Source organism: Streptomyces sp. NPDC006529 (assembly GCF_040611795.1).
Lineage (GTDB): Bacteria > Actinomycetota > Actinomycetes > Streptomycetales > Streptomycetaceae > Streptomyces.
On record NZ_JBEXPB010000017.1, the window covers coordinates 21775 to 42684 of the forward strand.

16 protein-coding genes are annotated in these 20910 nt (G+C 72.4%); 8 read left to right on the forward strand and 8 right to left on the reverse strand.

Annotation, left to right across the window (positions count from 1 at the left end; genetic code table 11):
- Window positions 1-193: 193 nt before the first annotated feature.
- Window positions 194-943 (forward strand): hypothetical protein, encoded by a 750-nt coding sequence (locus tag ABZY31_RS14945; protein ID WP_356409592.1) that lies wholly within the window; start codon window positions 194-196, stop codon window positions 941-943.
- Window positions 940-1251 (forward strand): helix-turn-helix domain-containing protein, encoded by a 312-nt coding sequence (locus ABZY31_RS14950; protein ID WP_356409595.1) that lies wholly within the window; start codon window positions 940-942, stop codon window positions 1249-1251. Before ABZY31_RS14945 ends, ABZY31_RS14950 begins: the two co-directional genes overlap by 4 nt.
- Window positions 1252-1307: 56 nt before the next feature.
- Here ABZY31_RS14950 and ABZY31_RS14955 read toward each other — a convergent pair whose 3' ends face one another.
- Window positions 1308-1961: a TetR family transcriptional regulator gene (locus tag ABZY31_RS14955; protein ID WP_356409598.1), complete on the reverse strand. Its 654-nt coding sequence runs from the start codon at window positions 1959-1961 to the stop codon at window positions 1308-1310.
- A gap of 86 nt (window positions 1962-2047) precedes the next feature.
- Between ABZY31_RS14955 and ABZY31_RS14960 the strand changes: the two genes are divergently transcribed.
- Window positions 2048-2818 carry an SDR family oxidoreductase gene (locus ABZY31_RS14960; protein ID WP_356409601.1) on the forward strand — a complete coding sequence of 257 codons (771 nt, stop codon included), beginning with the start codon at window positions 2048-2050 and terminating at the stop codon, window positions 2816-2818.
- 45 nt (window positions 2819-2863) lie between these two features.
- Here the strand turns inward: ABZY31_RS14960 and ABZY31_RS14965 are convergent, their stop codons facing one another.
- The 6 genes from ABZY31_RS14965 to ABZY31_RS14990 all read right to left on the reverse strand — a co-directional run bounded on the left by ABZY31_RS14965 (window position 2864) and on the right by ABZY31_RS14990 (window position 12571).
- Window positions 2864-3382, reverse strand: coding sequence for a DUF4240 domain-containing protein (locus ABZY31_RS14965; protein ID WP_356409603.1), 519 nt, complete (start codon window positions 3380-3382; stop codon window positions 2864-2866).
- A 129-nt stretch (window positions 3383-3511) separates the two neighbouring features.
- Window positions 3512-6196 carry a pyruvate dehydrogenase (acetyl-transferring), homodimeric type gene (gene aceE / locus ABZY31_RS14970; RefSeq protein WP_356409606.1) on the reverse strand — a complete coding sequence of 895 codons (2685 nt, stop codon included), beginning with the start codon at window positions 6194-6196 and terminating at the stop codon, window positions 3512-3514.
- A 244-nt stretch (window positions 6197-6440) separates the two neighbouring features.
- Window positions 6441-7064, reverse strand: a complete 624-nt coding sequence (locus tag ABZY31_RS14975) for a GntR family transcriptional regulator (RefSeq protein ID WP_356409776.1) — start codon at window positions 7062-7064, stop codon at window positions 6441-6443.
- A 328-nt stretch (window positions 7065-7392) separates the two neighbouring features.
- Window positions 7393-9231, reverse strand: coding sequence for a 2-oxoglutarate dehydrogenase, E2 component, dihydrolipoamide succinyltransferase (gene sucB, locus ABZY31_RS14980; protein WP_356409609.1), 1839 nt, complete (start codon window positions 9229-9231; stop codon window positions 7393-7395).
- Between the two features lie 97 nt (window positions 9232-9328).
- Window positions 9329-10717, reverse strand: a complete 1389-nt coding sequence (gene lpdA / locus ABZY31_RS14985) for a dihydrolipoyl dehydrogenase (protein WP_356409612.1) — start codon at window positions 10715-10717, stop codon at window positions 9329-9331.
- Window positions 10718-11041: 324 nt separating this feature from the next.
- Window positions 11042-12571 carry a leucyl aminopeptidase gene (locus tag ABZY31_RS14990; RefSeq protein ID WP_356409615.1) on the reverse strand — a complete coding sequence of 510 codons (1530 nt, stop codon included), beginning with the start codon at window positions 12569-12571 and terminating at the stop codon, window positions 11042-11044.
- 358 nt (window positions 12572-12929) lie between these two features.
- Here ABZY31_RS14990 and ABZY31_RS14995 point away from each other — a divergent pair, with 358 nt between their 5' ends.
- From ABZY31_RS14995 to ABZY31_RS15015, 5 genes are all read left to right on the forward strand, one after another.
- Window positions 12930-14957 (forward strand): hypothetical protein, encoded by a 2028-nt coding sequence (locus ABZY31_RS14995; RefSeq protein WP_356409618.1) that lies wholly within the window; start codon window positions 12930-12932, stop codon window positions 14955-14957.
- Between the two features lie 178 nt (window positions 14958-15135).
- A complete protein-coding gene (gene pelF / locus ABZY31_RS15000; protein WP_356409621.1) occupies window positions 15136-16662 on the forward strand; it encodes a GT4 family glycosyltransferase PelF in 1527 nt (508 codons plus the stop codon).
- Window positions 16659-18188 (forward strand): hypothetical protein, encoded by a 1530-nt coding sequence (locus tag ABZY31_RS15005; protein WP_356409624.1) that lies wholly within the window; start codon window positions 16659-16661, stop codon window positions 18186-18188. Before pelF ends, ABZY31_RS15005 begins: the two co-directional genes overlap by 4 nt.
- A gap of 27 nt (window positions 18189-18215) precedes the next feature.
- Complete coding sequence (locus tag ABZY31_RS15010; RefSeq protein WP_356409627.1) at window positions 18216-18866, forward strand: spherulation-specific family 4 protein; 651 nt, start codon at window positions 18216-18218, stop codon at window positions 18864-18866.
- Entirely contained in the window at window positions 18863-19705 is an 843-nt protein-coding gene (locus tag ABZY31_RS15015; RefSeq protein WP_356409630.1) for an endo alpha-1,4 polygalactosaminidase, read from the forward strand. Before ABZY31_RS15010 ends, ABZY31_RS15015 begins: the two co-directional genes overlap by 4 nt.
- Before the next feature lie 14 nt (window positions 19706-19719).
- Here ABZY31_RS15015 and ABZY31_RS15020 read toward each other — a convergent pair whose 3' ends face one another.
- Window positions 19720-20901: a histidine kinase gene (locus ABZY31_RS15020; protein ID WP_356409779.1), complete on the reverse strand. Its 1182-nt coding sequence runs from the start codon at window positions 20899-20901 to the stop codon at window positions 19720-19722.
- Window positions 20902-20910: the final 9 nt, after the last annotated feature.

Below are 20910 nucleotides of genomic sequence, written 5' to 3' on the forward strand. Positions count from 1 at the left end.
CCGCTCGGACGGCTCTCCCCGCGTCGTGTCGCCTGCGACGCCGCCGGCCCAGGAGGTGACGCAGGAGCGCACGAACGCGGCTGATCAGCCGCCCAGCCGGACCTGATCGAGGGGGTCGGGTGTGCATCTCCCAGATGGATGCCCGACCCCTCTACCAGCATGTTTCCCGCATCTGCGAGCTGAGGAGCACACCGTGGCGCTCATCCGTTGGAATGGCATCCATGAAGCGATCGAAGAGCACGTCCGGGGCTCGGCGTTCTTCGGGCGGACCGAGTTCCTCGTGCCGATGGGGACGCGGACCATCCCCGTAGCGGCGTCGGAAGGTCGTGACGTGGTCTACGGGCCGCAGTGTGATGTCGCACTACGTGCTGCTCTCTGGCAATTGGTGGTCCGCAACGCGCGCGACGAGTGCAGCGAAGAGGAGGACTGGCGCATGTACGCGGTGTGGCTCGCCTCGCCGGGACTGCGGCGCACGAGCTACCGCGCAGCATCGCGCATGGGCGCCGAGCGCAAGGACGTGGAGGCCGAACTGCTGCTCGCGCTGATCGAAGAGATCCGGTCGTGTGACCCGGACGCTCCTGACGTGGGTACCCGAGTGCTCCGGGCGGTCCACGGGCGGGCGTGGACCTACGCCCGGACGGGCCGCCAGGAGGTAGCCGTGGCGGAGGTGACGGAACAGCACGCATCGTGGGATCCACTCCGTGAGGGGAACTCCGCGGACTCCGATCCCTCTTGGGCCCTGGAGGTTTCGTCGGAACCAACCACCGCAGGGCTCTCGGCGACCGTCCGTTTCACCGGATCCGCCGCGCGTCTGGAGGGGGAGCGGCTCGGGGTGTTGGCGGAGCGGCTGGGCTTGGAAGACGTGGTGTTCCGGGCCCGGCGCTCGCGTCGCGGCCGCCGCGTAGGGTCCTTGGCCTTGTGTGACGGCCGGGACGGCCGATGAACGGGCGCGCGGAGCCCTCGCTCACCTTCGCCGAGGCGTTCGGTCTGCCGCTGTCGGTCGACCTGCGCACTGCGGCCCGGGCCTTCGGCCTGTGCATGGGGACGGCGTACAAGCTGGTACATGGCGGCGGATTCCCGTGTGCCGTCGTACGGGTGGGCCGCAAGTTCCGGGTACCCACCGCCGACCTATTGCGCAGCCTCGGCATCGAGGAGGTGCCCGTACACCTGAGCGACATAGAAGCCGGTGCGCGATGGGCCGCCGGGCATCGGCTTCCGGGAGGGAGTTTCCAGCTGGTCATCGATTGCTGATCCACACGGGTTCGGACGGCCGCCCCGGTCGATGTCCGGCGGGGGCGGCGAGGTCGTCAGCGGAGCAGTGGCATGCCGCTCGTGAGGTCGTGGAGGCACTGGAGGGCCAGGGCGGCGGGGGAGGTGGGGCCCGTCGTGGGGGCGTCCGTCGTGGACCAGACCTCCAGGGCGATGCGGATCGCGTCGGTGGCCGCCGCGGCGAGGAGGCGGACCGACAGGGCGTCCGCTTGCGGGCCGGCCAGGCGGGCCAGCAGGGGGACGAGCTGTTCCTCCGACTCCTGGTTGACCCGGTACCAGACGGCCCGCAGGGCCGGGTCGTGCGCCGCGGCGCGCAGCAGGCCCCGGGTCACGGCCAGGCCCTCGCCGACGGCGAGCAGGTCGGTGAGGGAGCGGGTGACGGCGCGTTCCAGGGCCTCGGCCAGGGGGGTGCCGGGCCGCTCCTCGGCGAGCAGGGCCCGCCACGCGTCGCCGCCGCCCGCCAGCAGCGGCGCCACGGCCTCCTGCTTGTTGCGGAAGTAGCGGTAGAACGTGCGCAGCGCCACGCCTGCCCGGTGCGCGATGTCCTCGGCGGTGGTCCCGTCGGGACCGTGTTCGGCGAAGAGTTCGCAGGCGGCGCGGGCGATGTCCAGCTGGGTGGCCGCCTTGCGCCGTTCGGTCAGCGACCGCGCTCCGGGGCCGGGCTGGGGCGCGTAGGGGCGTGGGGATCTCACCCCTGAAGCCTACCCCTGGGCGCGGAGAGGGAGTGCATTCATTGTCGCTCTGGCAAAACGTGTCATGGGGTCGTACGCTCGCACCCATGAACCGTTACGCAGGACGTCGCGTCCTCATCACCGGCGGTGGCTCCGGCATCGGCCGGGCCACTGTCCACCGCATCCTCTCGGAGGGCGGCCGCGTCCACACCGTGGACGTCAGCGAAGCCGGTCTGAAGGCCACCGCCGAGCAGGCCGCGGCCGACGGACACGCGGCGGCGCTCACCACCGCCGTCCTCGACATATCCGACGAAGCCGCCGTACGGGCGGGCGTGGCCGCGGCCGTCGCGGAACTCGGGGGGCTCGACGTACTCGTCAACGCCGCCGGGATCCTGCGCTCCGCGCACACCCACCAGACCACGCTGGACTTCTGGAACAAGGTCATCACGGTCAACCTGACCGGCACCTTCCTGATGATCCGCGAGGCCATCCCGGCGCTGATCGAGGGCGACCAGCCGGTCGTCGTCAACTTCAGCTCCACCTCGGCGTCCTTCGCCCACCCCTACATGGCCGCCTACGCGGCGAGCAAGGGCGGCATCCAGTCGATGACCCACGCCCTCGCCGCCGAGTACAGCAAGCAGGGCGTGCGCTTCGTCGCCGTCGCCCCGGGCTCCATCGAGAGCGGGATGACCACCGGCAACGGCCCGGGCCTGCCCGAGGACACCGACTGGAGCCTGTTCACGAAGCTCGCCCCGGCCCTCGGCCAGGGCTTCGCCGGGCCGCAGACCGTCGCGGGCGTCGTCGCGATGCTCGGCTCCGAGGACGGCGCCTTCATCACCGGTACGGAGATCCGCATCGACGGCGGCACGCACTACTGACAGCACTACTGAACAGCGCCCTGCCACAGGGCGCCCCGCGGCGGATCAGTCGCCGAAGCGGTCCCACAGCCGGGGGAAGTGCTCCGCCAGCGCGGCCTCGTCCTCCAGGTCGAGCACGGTGCCCTCCGGCTCCGCGGCCTGCTGCGGGACGCCCAGGTCCGGCGGCTCCGCGCCGGTCAGCTGCTCGTACGCCTCGTCCGCCGCGTACCCCAGCTCCTCGCCGTCCCCGTCGATCTCCTCGTCGAACTCGTCCAGCAGCTCGGCGAGGTGGTCCGGATCGTGCACGGCGCCCTCGAAGACCTCCCGGCCCTGGCCGATCAGCCAGCAGCGGAAGTAGTCGAAGGCGTCGTCGCTCGCCCCGTTCAGCAGGATCGCGGCCGCGCCCCACAGTTCCCAGGTGTAGGCGCGGTTGTACCGGGCCTCGAAGTGCCGGGCGAAGTCCAGGACGGAATCCGGGTCGAGGCGCACCAGCCGCTCGACCAGCAGGTCGGCGTGTTCCTCGGGGTCGCCTCCGGCGGCCGCGCGGGTGCTGTCGACAATCTCCCAGAACTCCGTCTCGTCCATCACGGCTCCAGCATCACGGCTGCGCCCCCCACCCGCCACCGCGCGTACGGCGAAAGGCCGGTGTCCGCCCCTTCCGGGGCCGGACACCGGCCTTATGGCTCAGCGCGCGTGCGGCTCGTGCGGTACGGCTCAGAGGCCGTAGCGCTCGCGGGCCTCCTTGACGGACGAGGCCGGGACCTCGCCGCGGCGGGCCAGCTGGGCCAGCGACGCGACCACGATCGACTGGGCATCGACCCCGAAGTGGCGGCGCGCACCCTCGCGGGTGTCGGAGAGGCCGAAGCCGTCCGTGCCCAGCGAGGTGTAGTCCTGCTCGACCCACTGGCTGATCTGGTCCGGGACCTGGCGCATCCAGTCGGAGACGGCCAGCACCGGGCCCTGGGCGCCTTCCAGCGCGCGGGTCACGTACGGGGTGCGCACCTCGCCGCGCAGCAGCGCCTCGTCGCACTCCAGCGCCTCGCGGCGCAGCTCGCCCCACGAGGTGGCGGACCAGACGTCGGCGGAGACGTTCCAGTCGGCGGCGAGCAGCTTCTGCGCCTCGAGGATCCAGTGGATCGCCGTGCCCGAGGCCATGAGCTGGATCTTGGGCGCGTCGGCGGCCGGGGCCGCCTCCGCCAGGTCGGCCGCGGTGTTGAAGCGGTACAGACCCTTGAGGATGCCCTCCTCGACGCCCTCGGGCATCGCGGGCTGCACCTTCGGCTCGTTGTAGACCGTCAGGTAGTAGAAGACGTCTTCCGGCTTCTCGCCGTACATCCGGCGCAGACCGTCCTTGACGATCACCGCGATCTCGTACGCGAAGGCCGGGTCGTAGTTCAGCGACGCCGGGTTCGTGGACGCGATCAGGTGCGAGTGGCCGTCCGCGTGCTGGAGGCCCTCACCGGTCAGCGTGGTGCGGCCGGCGGTGGCGCCGACGATGAAGCCCTTGCCGAGCTGGTCGGCGAGCTGCCACATCTGGTCGGCGGTGCGCTGCCAGCCGAACATCGAGTAGAAGATGTAGAAGGGGATCATCGGCTCGCCGTGCGTCGCGTACGACGTACAGGCGGCGATGAAGTCGGCCATGGCGCCGGCCTCGGTGATCCCCTCGTTGAGGATCTGGCCGTCCTTGGCTTCCTTGTAGTACATGAGCTGGTCGCGGTCGACCGGCTCGTACGTCTGGCCCAGCGGCGAGTAGATGCCGGCCGACGGGAAGAGGGATTCCATGCCGAAGGTGCGGGCCTCGTCGGGGACGATCGGCACCCAGCGCTTGCCGGTCTCCTTGTCCCGCATCAGGTCCTTGACGAGCCGGACGAAGGCCATGGTGGTGGCCATCTCCTGCTTGCCGGAGCCCTTGAGCAGCGGGGCGAAGGAACGGTCCGCCGGAGCGGGCAGGGCCACGTGCCTGACCTTGCGGGCCGGGGCCGGGCCGCCGAGCGCCGCGCGGCGCTCGTTCAGGTACTGCACCTCGGGGCTGTTCGCGCCCGGGTGGCCGTACGGGACCTGGCCGTCGGCGAAGGCGCTGTCCGGGATCGGGAGGCCGAGCAGGTCGCGCATGTCCTTGAACTCGTCGACCGTCAGCTTCTTCATCTGGTGGTTCGCGTTCTTCGACTCGAACCCGGCGCCCAGCGTGTAGCCCTTGACGGTCTGCGCGAGGATGACGGTCGGCGCGCCCTTGTGCTCCAGGGCGGCCTTGTACGCGGCGTAGACCTTGCGGGGCTCGTGGCCGCCGCGGGAGCTGTGGAAGCACTCGGCGATCTTCGCGTCGGTGAGGACCGCGGCGAGCTGCGTCAGCTCGGCGTTCGCGCCGAAGAAGTGCTGCCGGATGTACGCCACGTCGCGCGTCGCGTACGTCTGGAACTGCGCGTCGGGCACCTCGCGCAGGCGGCGCACCAGGGCGCCCGTGGTGTCGAGCTGGAACAGCTCGTCCCAGGCGGAGCCCCACAGGGACTTGATGACGTTCCAGCCGGCGCCGCGGAACTGGGCTTCCAGCTCCTGCACCACGCGGAAGTTGGCGCGGACCGGACCGTCGAGGCGCTGCAGGTTGCAGTTGATGACGAAGGTCAGGTTGTCGAGCTGCTCGCGCGAGGCCAGGGCCAGGGCGGCGGTCGACTCGGGCTCGTCCATCTCGCCGTCGCCCAGGAAGGCCCAGACGTGCGAGTTCGCGGTGTCCTTGATGCTCCGGTTCTGCAGGTAGCGGTTGAAGCGCGCCTGGTAGATCGCGGAGAGCGGGCCGAGGCCCATGGAGACCGTCGGGAACTCCCACAGCCACGGCAGGCGCCGCGGGTGCGGGTAGGACGGCAGGCCGTTGCCGCCGGACTCCTGGCGGAAGAGGTCGAGCTGCTGCTCGGAGATCCGGCCGTCGAGGAAGGCGCGGGCGTAGATGCCGGGGGAGGCGTGGCCCTGGATGTAGAGCTGGTCGCCCGATCCGTCGGCCTCCTTCCCGCGGAAGAAGTGCTGGAAGCCGGTCTCGTAGAGCCAGGCCGCGGAGGCGAAGGTGGCGATGTGGCCGCCGACGCCGTACTTGGAGCCGCGGGTGACCATGGCCGCCGCGTTCCAGCGGTTCCAGGCGGTGATCCGGGCTTCCATCGCCTCGTCACCGGGGAACTCGGGCTCCGCGGCGGTGGGGATGGTGTTGACGTAGTCCGTTTCCAGCAGCTTCGGCAGCGCGAGGCCGGCGGCCTCGGCGTGCTGGAGGGTGCGGCGGAGCAGGTATTCGGCGCGGCGCGTACCGGCGGCCTGGGCGACGGCGTCGAGGGAGGCCGCCCATTCGGCGGTCTCCTCGGTGTCGCGGTCCGGGAGCTGGTCGAGCTCGCTCGGAAGCTTTCCTACGGGGTCGGACATCGGTGTGCGCCGCCTTCCGGACAAGGAGAGGTGGTGGAGAAATCCCTGACGGGCAGGACAGGGTCGTCGGACCCTGTTGGGGTCCGCGATGACTGTAAAGCGCTGATCGATGATCGATCAAACGAAAGTGGCGAAAAAATGGCCACAGGGCAAAAGTCGGCACTGCGTGCCAATGCTCAGGGCACGCAGTGCCGGGCAAAACGGGTCGAACCGGGCGCGGGAGCGGGCCTGCGGAAGGCCTGACTCAGGCGCGCGGAGCGCACCCCAGGACGTGCCGCTTCACCAGGAGACCGATCTCCGGATCCTGGTTGCGGAAGGCCTCCACCAGCGCCGCGTGCTCCTCCGCGTACGACTTCTGCACGGTCCCCAGCCAGCGGATCGACAGCGCCGTGAACACCTCGATGCCCAGGCTCTCCCAGGTGTGCAGCAGCACGCTGTTCCCCGCGGCCCGCACCAGCTCCCGGTGGAAGCCCACCGTGTGCCGCACCTGCGCGGTGCCGTCCTCGCTGCGGTCGGCCTCCCACAGGGCCGCCACGTGCGGCTCCAGGGCCGTGCAGTCGGCCGCCAGGCGCGGCGCCGCCAGCTCCGCGGCGATCTGCTCCAGGCCCGCGCGGACCGGGTAGATCTCCTCCAGGTCGGCCGCCGAGAGGTTGCGCACGCGCACGCCCTTGTTGGGCGCCGACTCGATCAGCCGCAGGGTCTCCAGCTCGCGCAGGGCCTCGCGGACCGGCGTCTGGCTGACCTCCAGCTCGACGGCGATCCGGCGCTCCACGATGCGCTCGCCGGGCTTCCAGCGCCCGCTGACGATGCCCTCCACGATGTGCTCGCGGATCTGCTCGCGCAGCGAGTGCACCACGGGTGGCGTGATCATCGGGTCTTCATCTCCTGATGGGTGTACAGGGCCGTGCGGACCGGACTCGGGCGGTGAAGGGGGAGCGGCGGCCCGATGCCTAGGGCGTGTCTGATGGATCTCCGTGGCGTCGCGACGCCCGGCACGCGCTCTCGCCGCACCGGCCGAAAGCCCAAGTACGTCCAGTACGCGAGCTTCCGGCCGGCACACCGAGAGCACGCACCGGACGCCACTCCTTACCCACGGAGATCCATCAGACACCCCCTAGACAATACGGCGGCGCCCCCGCCCGGAAGTATTCCGGACGGGGGCGCCGACGGTGAGGCTCGTTACAGCAACGGCACTGCTAGAGGCCGAGTTCGACCTCGAACTCGCCGGCTTCCAGGATCGCCTTGACGGCCGAGAGGTACCGGGCCGCGTCCGCGCCGTCCACCAGGCGGTGGTCGTAGGACAGGGTCAGGTACGTCATGTCGCGGATGCCGATGTTCGTGCCCTCGGGGGTCTCGATGACCACCGGGCGCTTGACCGTGGCACCGATGCCCAGGATGGCGACCTGGTTCGGCGGCACGATGACCGTGTCGAACAGCGCACCGCGCGAGCCGGTGTTGCTGATGGTGAAGGTCGCGCCCGACAGCTCGTCCGGCGTGATCTTGTTGCCGCGGACCTTGGCGGCCAGCGAGGCGGTCGCCTTGGCGATGCCCGCCAGGTTGAGGTCACCGGCACCCTTGATGACCGGGGTCATCAGGCCCTTCTCGGAGTCCACGGCGATGCCGATGTTCTCCGAGTCGAAGTAGGTGATGGTGCCCTCGTCCTCGTTGATCCGGGCGTTGACGACCGCGTGGGCCTTCAGCGCCTGGGCCGCGGCCTTGACGAAGAACGGCATCGGCGAGAGCTTGACGCCCTCACGGGCCAGGAACGAGTCCTTGGCCTGGCCGCGCAGCTTCATGATCTTGGTGATGTCCACCTCGACCACGGAGCTGAGCTGCGCCTGCGAGTGCAGCGCCTTCATCATGTTGTCGCCGATGACCTTGCGCATGCGGGTCATCTTGACCGTCTGGCCGCGCAGCTCGGACACCGCGGCGGCCGGGGCCTTCGCGGCGGGAGCGGCAGCCGGCGCCGGAGCGGCGGCGGCCTTGGCGGCCTCGGCGGCGGCCTGGACGTCCTGCTTGCGGATGCGGCCACCGACACCGGTGCCCGAGACCGTGGACAGGTCCACGCCGGACTCCGAGGCGAGCTTGCGCACCAGCGGGGTCACGTACGCGCCCTCGTCACCGGCGGGGGCCGGCGCGGCGGGGGCGGGGGTGACCGGCGCGGCGGCGGCGACCGGAGCCGGAGCCGCGGCGGCCGGAGCCGGAGCGGCGGCCACGGGCGCCGGAGCGGCCGGGGCCGGGGCGGCGGGAGCCGGAGCCTGGGCGGCCGGAGCGGCCTGGGGCGCCGGAGCGGCGGCCGGAGCCTGCGCCGCGACCGGAGCCGGGGCGGCCGGGGCCGGAGCAGCCGGAGCCGGGGCGGCGGGAGCCGGAGCCGGAGCGGCCGGAGCGGCCGCGGGAACCGCGCCCGCCACGCCGATGACGGCCAGACGCGCGCCGACCTCGGCGTTCTCGTCCTCGGCGACCAGGATCTCCAGCAGGGTGCCGGACACCGGCGCCGGGATCTCGGTGTCGACCTTGTCGGTCGAGACCTCCAGCAGCGGCTCGTCGGCCTCGACCGACTCGCCGACCTGCTTCAGCCAGCGGGTGACGGTGCCCTCGGTGACGGACTCGCCCAGGGCGGGGAGCACGACGTCCGTGCCCTCGGCGGAACCGCCGCCGGCGGCCGCTTCGGCCGTCGGAGCGGGAGCCGGGGTCTCGACCTCGGTGGACGGAGCGGCCTCGGGAGCCTGCGGGGCCTCCTGGGCCGGAGCCGCGGGAGCCTCGGCGGCGGGGGCCGCGGCCGGGGCCTCGGCGCCGCTGCCGTCGTCGATGACGGCCAGCTCGGCGCCGACCTCGACGGTCTCGTCCTCGGCGACCTTGATGGACGCGAGGATGCCCGCGACGGGAGAGGGGATCTCGGTGTCGACCTTGTCGGTCGAGACCTCGAGCAACGGCTCGTCGGCCTCGACGCGCTCGCCCTCGGCCTTCAGCCAGCGGGTGACGGTGCCCTCGGTGACGCTCTCACCGAGCGCCGGAAGGGTTACGGAAACCGACATGGTTTCAGTTGCTCCTAACGGTGGGGTCTCCCCCAGCTCGAGCGAAGTCGAGAGCTTGGGGAAGTGCGGAAGTGGTCGTCGCGCCCGTGACTGCGGATTAGTCGTGGGAGTGAAGCGGCTTGCCGGCCAGGGCCAGGTGGGCCTCGCCGAGCGCTTCATTCTGGGTCGGGTGCGCGTGGATGAGCTGTGCGACCTCGGCCGGCAGGGCTTCCCAGTTGTAGATCAGCTGGGCCTCGCCGACCTGCTCGCCCATCCGGTCGCCGACCATGTGGACGCCGACCACGGCACCGTCCTTGACCTGGACGAGCTTGATCTCGCCCGCGGTCTTCAGGATCTTGCTCTTGCCGTTGCCCGCGAGGTTGTACTTGAGCGCCACGACCTTGTCCGCGCCGTACAGCTCCTTGGCCTTCGCCTCGGTGATGCCGACGGACGCGACCTCGGGGTGGCAGTACGTGACGCGCGGCACACCGTCGTAGTCGATCGGGACGGTCTTGAGACCGGCCAGACGCTCCGCCACCAGGATGCCCTCGGCGAAGCCGACGTGCGCGAGCTGGAGGGTCGGGACGAGGTCGCCGACGGCCGAGACGGTCGGCACGTTGGTCTGCATGTACTCGTCGACCAGCACGTAGCCGCGGTCCATCGCGACGCCCTGCTCCTCGTAGCCCAGACCCTGCGAGACCGGGCCGCGGCCGATGGCGACGAGCAGCACCTCGGCTTCGAAGGTCTTGCCGTCGGCGAGGGTGACCCGTACGCCGTTCTCGGTGTACTCGGCCTTGTCGAAGAAGGTGCCCAGGTTGAACTTGATGCCGCGCTTGCGGAACGCGCGCTCCAGGATCTTCGAGCTGTTCTCGTCCTCGACCGGGACGAGGTGCTTGAGGCCCTCGACGACGGTGACGTCGGTGCCGAAGGACTTCCACGCCGAGGCGAACTCGACGCCGATGACGCCGCCGCCCAGGATGATCGCGGACTGCGGAACGCGGTCCAGGACCAGCGCGTGGTCCGAGGAGATGATGCGGTTGCCGTCGATCTCCAGGCCCGGCAGCGACTTCGGCACGGAGCCGGTCGCCAGCAGGACGTGGCGGCCCTGGACGCGGCGGCCGTTGACGTCGACGGAAGTCGGGGAGGAGAGGCGGCCCTCTCCCTCGATGTAGGTCACCTTGCGGGAGGCGACCAGGCCCTGCAGACCCTTGTACAGGCCCGAGATGACCTCGTCCTTGTACTTGTGGACACCGGCGATGTCGATGCCCTCGAAGGTGGCCTTTACACCGAACTGGCCCGCTTCGCGAGCCTGGTCGGCGATCTCGCCGGCGTGCAGCAGAGCCTTCGTGGGGATGCATCCGTTGTGCAGGCAGGTGCCACCGAGCTTGTTCTTCTCGATCAGGGCAACGTCGAGACCCAGCTGGGAGGCCCGCAGCGCCGCGGCGTAACCGCCACTGCCACCGCCGAGGATCACTAGGTCGAAAACGGTGCTGGCGTCGTTCGCCACGTCACGTCCTCCATGCATGTGCGCCGGGCGCCGGCCCTCTGGGACCGGGCGGCGGCTGGTAACGGCCGCTTTTCTTCGGCCCTGTGGTGGGGGCCCTGTCCTGCCGAGAACCCATCTTCGCATTTGTCGGGGGAACGCGGGACGCCGGGCCCGGCCTGCGACGGGTCGTTCCGCCCGAACCGACGGTTACCCAGGCGTAGAAACCTACGGAGCCGTGGATTTTCGTCGAGAGTGAACACGGCGCCGAAAGAGAGCGCCCCCGGGACCTCGGCCGGGTCCCGGGGACGCCCCCTCACTCTCGGTTCACCGCCGCGCAGCGGTACGTCAGCCCAGGTCGCCCGTGGCCGTCCGCTCGGCCAGCCGCACCAGGGTGCGCACGGCCGAGCCGGTGCCGCCCTTCGGGGTGTAGCCGTACGGGGCGCCCTCGTGGAAGGCGGGACCCGCGATGTCCAGGTGCGCCCAGGTGATGCCCTCGCCCACGAACTCCTGGAGGAAGAGGCCGGCCACCAGGCCGCCGCCCATGCGCTCGCCCATGTTCGCGATGTCGGCCGTGGGGGAGTCCATGCCCTTGCGCAGGTCGGCGGGGAGCGGCATCGGCCAGGAGGCCTCGCCGACCTCCTCGGCGATCTCGTGGATCGAGGTGCGGAAGGCGTCGTCGTTGGCCATGATGCCGAAGGTCCGGTTGCCGAGGGCCAGCACCATCGCGCCGGTCAGCGTCGCGACGTCGACGATCGCGTCCGGGTTCTCCTCCGAGGCGCGGGTCAGCGCGTCGCCCAGGACCAGGCGGCCCTCGGCGTCCGTGTTGAGGACCTCGACGGTCTTGCCGCTGTACATGCGCAGCACGTCGCCCGGGCGGGTGGCGGAACCGGAGGGCATGTTCTCGGCGAGCGCGAGCCAGCCGGTGACGTTGACCTGGAGGCCCAGCTTGGCGGCCGCGACGACGGCGGCGAACACGGCGGCGGCGCCGGACATGTCGCACTTCATCGTCTCGTTGTGGCCGGCCGGCTTGAGCGAGATGCCGCCCGAGTCGTAGGTGATGCCCTTGCCGACGAAGGCGAGGGTCTTCTCGGCCTTGGCGTGGGTGTAGGAGAGCTTCACCAGGCGCGGCGGGTTCTCGGAGCCCTTGCCGACGCCCATGATGCCGCCGTAGCCACCCTTGACGAGCGCCTTCTCGTCCAGCACCTGGACCTTGATGCCGTTCTCCTTCGCGGTCGCGGAGGCGACGGCGGCGAAGGCCTCGGGGGTGAGGTCGTTCGGCGGGGTGTTGATCAGGTCGCGGGCGATGTTCACCTCGGCGGCGACGATCACGGCGCGCTCGGCCGCGGCCTTGTGCTCCTTGTCGCGCGGCTTGGCGCCGAGCAGGGCCACCTCGGCGAGGGGCAGCTTCGGGCCGCCGTTCTTCGCGCCCTTCTTCTCGCCGCCCTGGTAGGCGGTGAAGGCGTACGCGCCCAGCAGCGCGCCCTCGGCGACCGCGGTCACGGCGGAGGCGTCGTCCAGCGGCAGCGCGAAGGCGGCCTTCTTGGTGCCGTGCAGCGCGCGCGAGGCGGCGCCCGCGGCGCGGCGCAGGGCTTCCTCGTCGTACGACTCGTCGGTGTCCGGAACCGGGCCGAGCCCGACCGCCAGCACGACCGGGACCTTCAGGCCGGCCGGGGCGGGCAGCTTGGTGATCTCGCCTTCGGCGCCGGAGGCACCGAGGGCTTCGAGCACGGCGCCCAGCTTTCCGTCGAACGCCTTGTCCGCGGCCTCGGCGCCGGCGGCGACTACGGGACCCTTGGGGCCCTTCGCCACGCCGACCACGAGGGCGTCGGCGCGCAGCGTCGCAGCGCCGGCAGTGCTGAGAGTCAGAGCAGTCACGGTGGTGAAGTCTCGCTTCCGTCTATGTGGTGTGAGGCTGCGGTCGGGTCGGGATCGCCGGCCGTTCCGGCAGCGATCGTATTCCGGCTCGGCGGCCGCCAGAAATGAGCCTACGCGTACGGACTCGTCCGTACGTCACTCGAAGGTTTGTCAAGTTGTTCGATCCGGAGGCCGGGAGGTTCACCCATCCGTGGTCTCCGTTCCAGGTTTCCCGTTTACACCTGAGCAGGTCCGAGAGACTCGAGCCACTCTCGCAAGGGGACGCGGGGTCCCTTTGCATGATTTCCACAGAGCCTCCTCGGACCGGCCGGCCGCCACAAGGCCGCAGCCGGGGGATGCCTGCGGGGGGAAGGCCGAAATGGTCAGTAAGAGCAGGATGTATAGGCTCGCCGCCGTGTGTGCAGCGGCTGCCATCACGTCCGTCGCGGTACCCGCCGCGACCGCGCAGGCGGTCACGGCGCCACGGATCGACCTGAAGGTGCTGGTCGTCGACGACGGCGGCAGCTCCGTCCAGGCGATCGCGGCGGAACTCGCGAGCAGCGGGGTTCCGTTCACCCGCGTCGACCTGGGCAGCGGCAGCCGCCCGGTGATCGACGCGGCATACCTCGCGGACACGGTCGACGGCCGTCCGCGCGCCAAGTTCCAGGGCGTCGTGCTGCCGAACGAGAACCCGTTCGGAGCGGGCTCGGCCGAGATGGCCGCGCTCGGCGCCTACGAGACGACGTACGGCATCCGCCAGGTCGACGCCTACACCTGGGCGCACCCGGAGGTCGGCCTGGAGTACACGGACAACGGGGGGTACAGCGGCTCGCTAGACGGCACGCAGGCGGCCGTCACGGCGGCGGGCAGGACCGGTCCCTTCGGCTACCTGGGGGGCCAGGTCGCCTTCGAGGACAACTCGCCGCTGATTCCGGAGAGTTACGGCTTCATGGCCAAGCCGCGGGCGGGCTACACCAGCTACCTGGACGCCCCGGTCGGCGCCGGGCGGGCCTCCCTCGTCGGCGAGTACGCGCACGACGGCCGCAAGGAACTGGTGGTCACCTTCGGCTACAACCAGTACCAGCAGCAGTTCCGGCTGCTGGCCCGCGGCATCGTCGAGTGGCTCACCCAGGGCGTCCACCTCGGCCAGAGCCGCAGCTACTTCGCGGTCCACGTCGACGACGTGCTGGCGCCGGACGCGCGCTGGAGCAAGGACCTCAACTGCACGCCGGGCGACTACGCCTGCGCGGGCGGCGAGGGCCAGGAGAGCGAGATCCGGATGACCGCCGCCGACGCGCAGTACCTCGCGCAGTGGCAGACGGGCAGGAACTTCAAGCTCGACATCGTCTTCAACGCCGGCGCGGGGGAGGAGTGGAAGGCCGAGCACGGCAACACCGACGCGCTCACCGCCCAGCTCCTCGCGGACAAGGCGAAGTACCGCTGGGTCAACCACACCTACACGCACCTGTTCCTCGGGTGCCTGCAGAACGTCGCCACCAACCCCTGGACCTGCCAGACCAACTCCCTGGGCGCAGTCCAGTGGACCAGCAGGGCCGACATCTCGAAGCAGATCAGCGACAACAACAACTGGGCCGCGTCCAAGGGGATCACCACCGACCGCTCCGAACTGGTCACCGGCGAGCACTCGGGCCTCAAGGTGGCGCCCCAGCAGCCCGTCGACAACCCCAACCTGGCCCCGGCGCTCGCCGACAACGGCGTGAAGTGGACCGCGAGCGACAACTCCCGCGAGCCGGCCATGCGGGCGGTCGGCGCCGCCCAGACCGTCCCCCGGTACCCGATGAACGTGTACTACAACACGGGCACCAACGCGGAGATGGCAGACGAGTACAACTGGATCTACACCAGCCGCGCCGACGGCGGCAGCGGGGCGTGCGAGGACAACCCGGCGACCTCCACCTGCCTGCCCGCCGCCCTCGACACGAACACCGGGTTCCTGAACTACATCGTCCCCCAGGAGGCCCGCACCGCCCTGCGGCACGTGCTCTCCAACGATCCCCGGCCGCACTACGTGCACCAGGCCAACCTCGCCGAGGACCGCACCCTCTACCCCGTCCTCGACCAGGTCCTCGACACCTACCGGACCCTGTACGCGCCCAGCGCCCCGATCGTGAACCAGAGCCAGAAGGACTCCGGAGTCGAGCTGAGCCGCCGGGCCGCCTGGGACAGGGCGCTCGCCGCGGGTCAGGTCACCGCCTACCGCATCGGCACCGACGTCACGGTCAAGGCCCCCGGCGGGGTCCTCGCGCCGGTCACCGCCCCGGAGGGCACCAGGAAGCAGATGCTGCTCGGCACCTCCGCCTTCGGCACGGCCTACGCGGGCAACCGCTCCGCCTGGACCGCACCGGAGGTCCTCCAGTCCGCCGTGACGCTCAAGCTGCCCAGCTGACCCGTCCCGCCCGAACCGCCCGCGCTGCCCGGCCGGACCGCCCGGCCGCCGGCCGCACGGCCGTACGACGAGGCGCGGGCAGCGCCTCGCACCACCCGCCCACACGCAGCACCACAGCGCCGGCGCTCCGCGAACCCACGGACGCCGGCCCCTTTTCCGTCCTGGGGGGACACACCGCATGAGCCATGGGCGTCACGTCACCATGCTCACCGAAGGCACCTACCCGCACGTCCACGGCGGCGTCAGCACCTGGTGCGACCAGCTCGTCCGCGGCATGCCGGAGGTCGACTTCAACGTCATAGCCCTCACCGGCTCGGGTCGCGAGCCGGTCACCTGGGAACTGCCGCGCAACGTCTACCGGCACACCGCCGTGCCCCTCTGGGGACCGGCCCCCGGCCGCGGCCGCCGCCGGACCCTGCGGGGCAGGGCCCACCGCCGCTTCACCGAGACCTACGAGCAGTTCCTGCTCTCGCTGCTCGCCCCGGCGCCCGGCCCCGGCAACGCCGCCTTCTCCGCCGCGCTGCACGAACTCGCCCTGCACGCCCGCAACGGCCTCCTCGCCACCGCCCTGCGCTCCGAGACCGTCCTGCGCACGCTCATGGCCGTGTGGACCCGCCCGGAGCTGCCCACCGCGGGCGCGGCCCCCACCATCCACGACGCGCTCACCGCCACCGACCTGCTGGAGCACGCGCTGCGCCCGCTCGCGGTGCGGATCCCGCCCGACAGCGTCGCGCACGCGGTCAGCAGCGGCCTCGCCACCCTCCCGGCGCTCGCCGCCAAACGCCTCGACGGGGTCCCGTTCCTGCTCACCGAGCACGGCATCTACCTGCGGGAGCGCTACCTCGGCTACCGCACCGCCGCGCAGCGCTGGCCCGTCAAGGCGCTCATGCTCGGCTTCTACCGCGAGCTGAACTCCGAGGGGTACCGCGAGTCCGACCTGATCACCCCGTGCAACCAGTACAACCGGCGCTGGGAGGAGCGCGGCGGGGCGCCCTCCGAGAAGATCCGCACGGTCTACAACGGCGTCGACCCGCACGCCTTCCCCGACGCCGGGCCCGAACCCGAGGTCCCCACCCTCAGCTGGTGCGGCCGCATCGACCCGATCAAGGACCTCGAAACCCTCATCCGCGCCTACGCGTTCATGCGCGCGGAACTGCCCGCCCTGCGGCTGCGGCTCTTCGGCCCCGTCCCCGCGGGCTGCGAGGACTACCGGCTGCGGCTGGAGAAGCTCGCCGCCGAACTGGGCGTGAGCGACGGGATCTCCTACGAGGGCCGCATCGAGGAGGTCGCGAAGGCCTACGCGGCGGGCAGCATCGTGATGCTCTCCAGCATCAGCGAGGGCTTCCCCTTCAGCATCATCGAAGCCATGTCCTGCGGGCGCACCACCGTCTCCACCGACGTCGGCGGGGTCCGCGAAGCCGTCGGCGACACCGGTCTCGTCGTGCCGCCCCGCGAACCCGAACTGATGGCGAAGGCCACCCTGGCCCTGCTGCGCGACGATGCCCGCCGCGCGGAACTCGGCCGGCTCTCGCGCCGACGCGTGGTGGAGAAGTTCACCCTCCACCAGTCCGTGGACGGCTTCCGGCACATCTACCGCGAACTCGCGGGGCAGCCCCTGCTGCCCGTCCACGCCGGCGACGACTGGACCCAGCGCCTCGCCGACCCCTGGTACCGCGAACTCGCCGCCGACGGGAGCCTGTGGTGAGCGGTTCCCTCTGGCTCAAGATCCCCGGCGGCGACACGCTGCCCGCCGTCCCCCGGCCCCGGCGCGCCGGGCCGGGGGCGTCCGCCGCCGACCCGATGGACGAACTCGCCGAGCGGTTCGGTCCCTTCGTCGCCGCCGTGCACCCCGACGAGATCGCCGCGGTCCTCGAATCCGACGGCATGACGGACGAGCACATCCGGCTCGCCTACGGCCGCCACGACTCCTTCGCGCTGGCCGAGGAGCTGTACGCCCGGGTGCCCCGCTCGTTCCCCGAACCGGCCGAGGCCCCCGACCCGTGGAAGGTCTCCCTCACCGGCTGCCTGCTGCGCGGGGTGATCTTCGCGCTGCCGGGACTCGCCTACGTCCTGGGCGCGCCCCTGCTGGAGGGGCCGCCCGACCGGCTCGGGCTGCCCGCCGGCACCCTGACCCTGCTCGCCGGGGCGCTGATCGGCTGGGTCTGGGACCAAACCCTGTCCCACCGTGCCTACTCCTGGCTGGGCCTGGGCGACCGGGCCGCCGCCGGGCGGACCCTGCTCGTCGGCGCCCCGGCGGGCGCCCTGCTGGGCAGCGCCGCCGCGCTGGCCGTCCCCGGGGGCCCCGCCTTCTCGTCCGCCTTCGCCGCCGGGCAGGCCCTGTACGTCGGGGCCGCGACGGTCCTGCTGGTGCTCGGCCGGGAGCGGCTGCTGCTGTGCGCCCTGCTGCCGATGGCGGTCGGCGCGGTGCTCTCGCTGACCGTCGGCCTGCCCACCCCGGCCCGGGTGGGGCTGCTCGCGCTGTCCCTGGCCGCGGCCTGCGCCCTCGCCCTGCGGGAACTGCCGCTGGCCGCGGGGGTGCGGGCGGCGGTGCGCCGGGTCCGCGGCCGGATCCGGCGGGGGCCCGGCGAGGGCACGGTGCGCTGGCGGATGCTCCGGGGCGCCGAGGAGGAGTTCGCGCCGCGCGGGCCCCGGCTCGCGGACTCGGTGCCCTTCGGGGTGTTCGGCCTGGGCACCGGCCTGCTCGTGCTCTACGCCGCCCTCGGCGAGGTGCTCGCGGGCGGCCCCGCCGAGGCGGTCGCGGCCCCCTCCGCGGTGGCCCTCACCCTCAGCATGGGCCCCGCCGAATGGCTGCTCCACCGCTTCCGCAGCGGCTCCCTCGCCGGGCTGCGGGCCGCCCGCTCCGCCCGGGGGTTCTGGGGGCGGATGCTGGGGACCCTGGCCCGCTGCCTGGCCGCGTACCTCACGGTGCTGCTGGCCCTCGGCGCCGCCGGAACGCTGCTGTGGCCGGGGGCGCCCGGCCTCACCTGGGTCCGGGTGGCGACCCTGCTGCTGCTCGGCGCCGTGATGTGGACCGGGCTGCTGCTCCAGTCCTTCGGCGCGGTCCGGGCCGCGGCCGGGGTGTGCGCGACGGCCGCCGCCGCACAGAGCCTCGCCCTGCTGACCGGCTTCGGCCAGCCGCGGCTGGTCCAGCTGGTGGTGGCGGGGACGGCGGCGGTGGCGCTGGCCGCGCTGGTCTGCGTACTCCTCGGCCGGGCGACGGCGCACCGCTGACATGACCCGAGAGAAGTGAAGGAACCCATGCTGCTGGTGCCCCTGTACGAGCACCCCGCCGACCGGCCGGAGGCCTGGGAGGCGCTGATCCGTGCCGCCGGCCGCCTGCACTCCGTCGTGCTCAACCCCGACAGCGGCCCGGGCGCCGCTCCCGACGCGCGGTTCGCCGCGGTCGCGGAGCGGCTGCGCGCGGCGGGCGTGCCCGTCCTGGGCTACGCCGACACCGACTACGGGCGGCGCCCGCACGCGGCCGTCGTCCAGGACCTGCTGCGCCACCGGGAGTGGTACGGCGCGGACGGCGCCTTCCTGGACCAGGCCGCCGCCGAGGCGGACCAGCTGGCCCACTACCGGCGGCTCGCCGTCGCCTCCCGGGCCGCGGGCGCCCGTACGCTCGTCCTCAACCACGGGGTGCACCCGCACCCCGGCTACGCCGAACTCGCCGATCTGCTGGTCACCTTCGAGGGGCCGTGGGACGCCTACCGGGACGCGGCGGCGGCCCCGCCGTGGACCGCGGACCATCCCGCGCAGCGGTTCTGCCACCTGGTGTACGCGGTCCCGCCGGGCGCGCCCGCCGCCGAACTGGCCGCGCAGCGCGGGGCGGCGGTGCACTGCGCGGTGCCGGGCACCGGGGCGCACCCGTGGGGGACGCTGCCGTACGCGCTGGAGGCCGCCGGATGAGGAGGACGCCCGGAGTCGGGCCGCGGTGGCGCCTGCTGTGGCTGCTGCCGGCGCTGCTGCTCGCGGCCTGTACGGCGGGCCCGCAGGACGACGGCGACGACGGCCCGGGACCGGATCCGGCGCCCACCCGCGCGCCGGGGGAGCGCTGGCAGCCCCGGCCGGGCCTCGGCTGGCAGTGGCAGCTCACCGGGAAGCTGGACACCTCGGTCGACGTGCCCGTCTACGACGTGGACGGCTTCACCACGAGCGCGGAGCAGGTCGCGGGCCTGAGGAAGGACGGCCGCAAGGCCGTCTGCTACCTGTCGACCGGCGCGTGGGAGGACTTCCGGCCCGACGCGGCCGACTTCCCGAAGGAGATGCTCGGCAAGGGCAACGGCTGGGAGGGGGAGCGCTGGCTGGACGTCCGGCGGCTCGCCGCCCTCGAACCGCTGATCGCGAAGCGGTTGGACATGTGCCGGGACAAGGGCTTCGACGCCGTGGAACCGGACAACATGGACGGCTACCGCAACGACACCGGCTTCCCGCTGACCGCCGACGACCAACTGCGCTACAACCGGCTGATCGCGAAGCTGGCGCACGACCGGGGGATGGCGGTCGGCCTCAAGAACGACCTGGACCAGATCCCGCAGCTCGTCGGCGACTTCGACTTCGCGGTCAACGAGCAGTGCGCGCAGTACGCGGAGTGCGAGCGGCTGACCCCCTTCGTGGCGGCGGGCAAGGCCGTCTTCCACGTCGAGTACGAGCTGCCGCTCGGCCGGTTCTGCGCCCGCTCCAAGGAGCTGGGGCTCAGTTCGCTGCTGAAGAAGTACGACCTGGACGCCTGGCGCAAGGCCTGCTGAAGGAACCGCCGGGGCTAAACCGGCAGGATGACGTGCACCCGGTAGCCGCCCCCGTAGCGGGGCCCGGCGAAGCAGGAGCCGCCCAGCGCCCCCGCCCGCTCCCGCATGCCGAGCAGCCCGTGGCCGCCCCCGGGGTCGGCGGGGGCGGGGGAGGGATCCGCGCCCGTGCCGCCGTCGTCGAGCACCGTGACCTCGGCCGAACCGCCGACCCGGACCACGCTCACCTCGGCGCGGGCCCCGGGCCCGGCGTGCTTGCGCACGTTCGTCAGCGCTTCCTGGATCACCCGGTAAGCCGCCAGGTCCACGGCGCCGGGCAGCGCGGCCCCGCCCTCCGGGCCCAACTGGACGACCACGTCCACCGGCAGCCCGGCGTGGCGGAAGGTGTCCACCAGCGCGTCCAGCACGGCGAGCCCCGGCGCGGGCTCGGTCGGGGCCGCCGGGTCACCGGACTGGCGCAGCAGCCCGACGGTGGCCCGCAGTTCGTTCAGAGCCGAGCGGCTTGCCTCGCGGACGTGCGCGAGGGCCTCCTTGGCCTGGTCGGGGCGCTTGTCCATGACGTGCGCGGCCACTCCGGCCTGCACGTTGACCAGGGCGATGTGGTGCGCCACCACGTCGTGCAGGTCGCGGGCGATGCGCAGCCGCTCCTCGGCGACCCGGCGCCGGGCCTCCTCCTCGCGGGTCCGCTCCGCGCGCTCGGCCCGCTCCCTGATCGCGTCGATGAAGGCGCGCCGGCTGCGGACGGCGTCCCCGGCGGCGGCGGCCATCCCGGTCCAGGCGAACAGCCCGAGGTTCTCCTGCGCGTACCAGGGCAGCGGCCCCGCGAGCATCGCCACGCCGGTCAGCCCGGCCATGGTCAGCAGGCCGACCCGCCAGGTCGTCGGCCGGTCGGTGCGCGCGCCCAGCGTGTACAGGGCGATCACCGCGCCCATCGCCACGGGCGCCCGGGGCTCCCCGGTGACCAGCTCGGCCAGGGCGAGCGCGCTGGTCGCGGCGAGCACGCCGAGCGGGTGGCGGCGCCGCAACACGAGGGCGGCCGCCGCGAGGACCATCAGCACCAGCGACAGGACGTGCGGGGTGCGGGTGCCGAAGGTCGGCTGGCCGTGCGGCCCGTGCGGGTCGGCGAACGACATGAGGACCATGGCGACGAACACCCCGAGCGAGAGCAGGGCGTCGGTGGCCAGCGGGTGGGCGCGCATCCAGTGCCG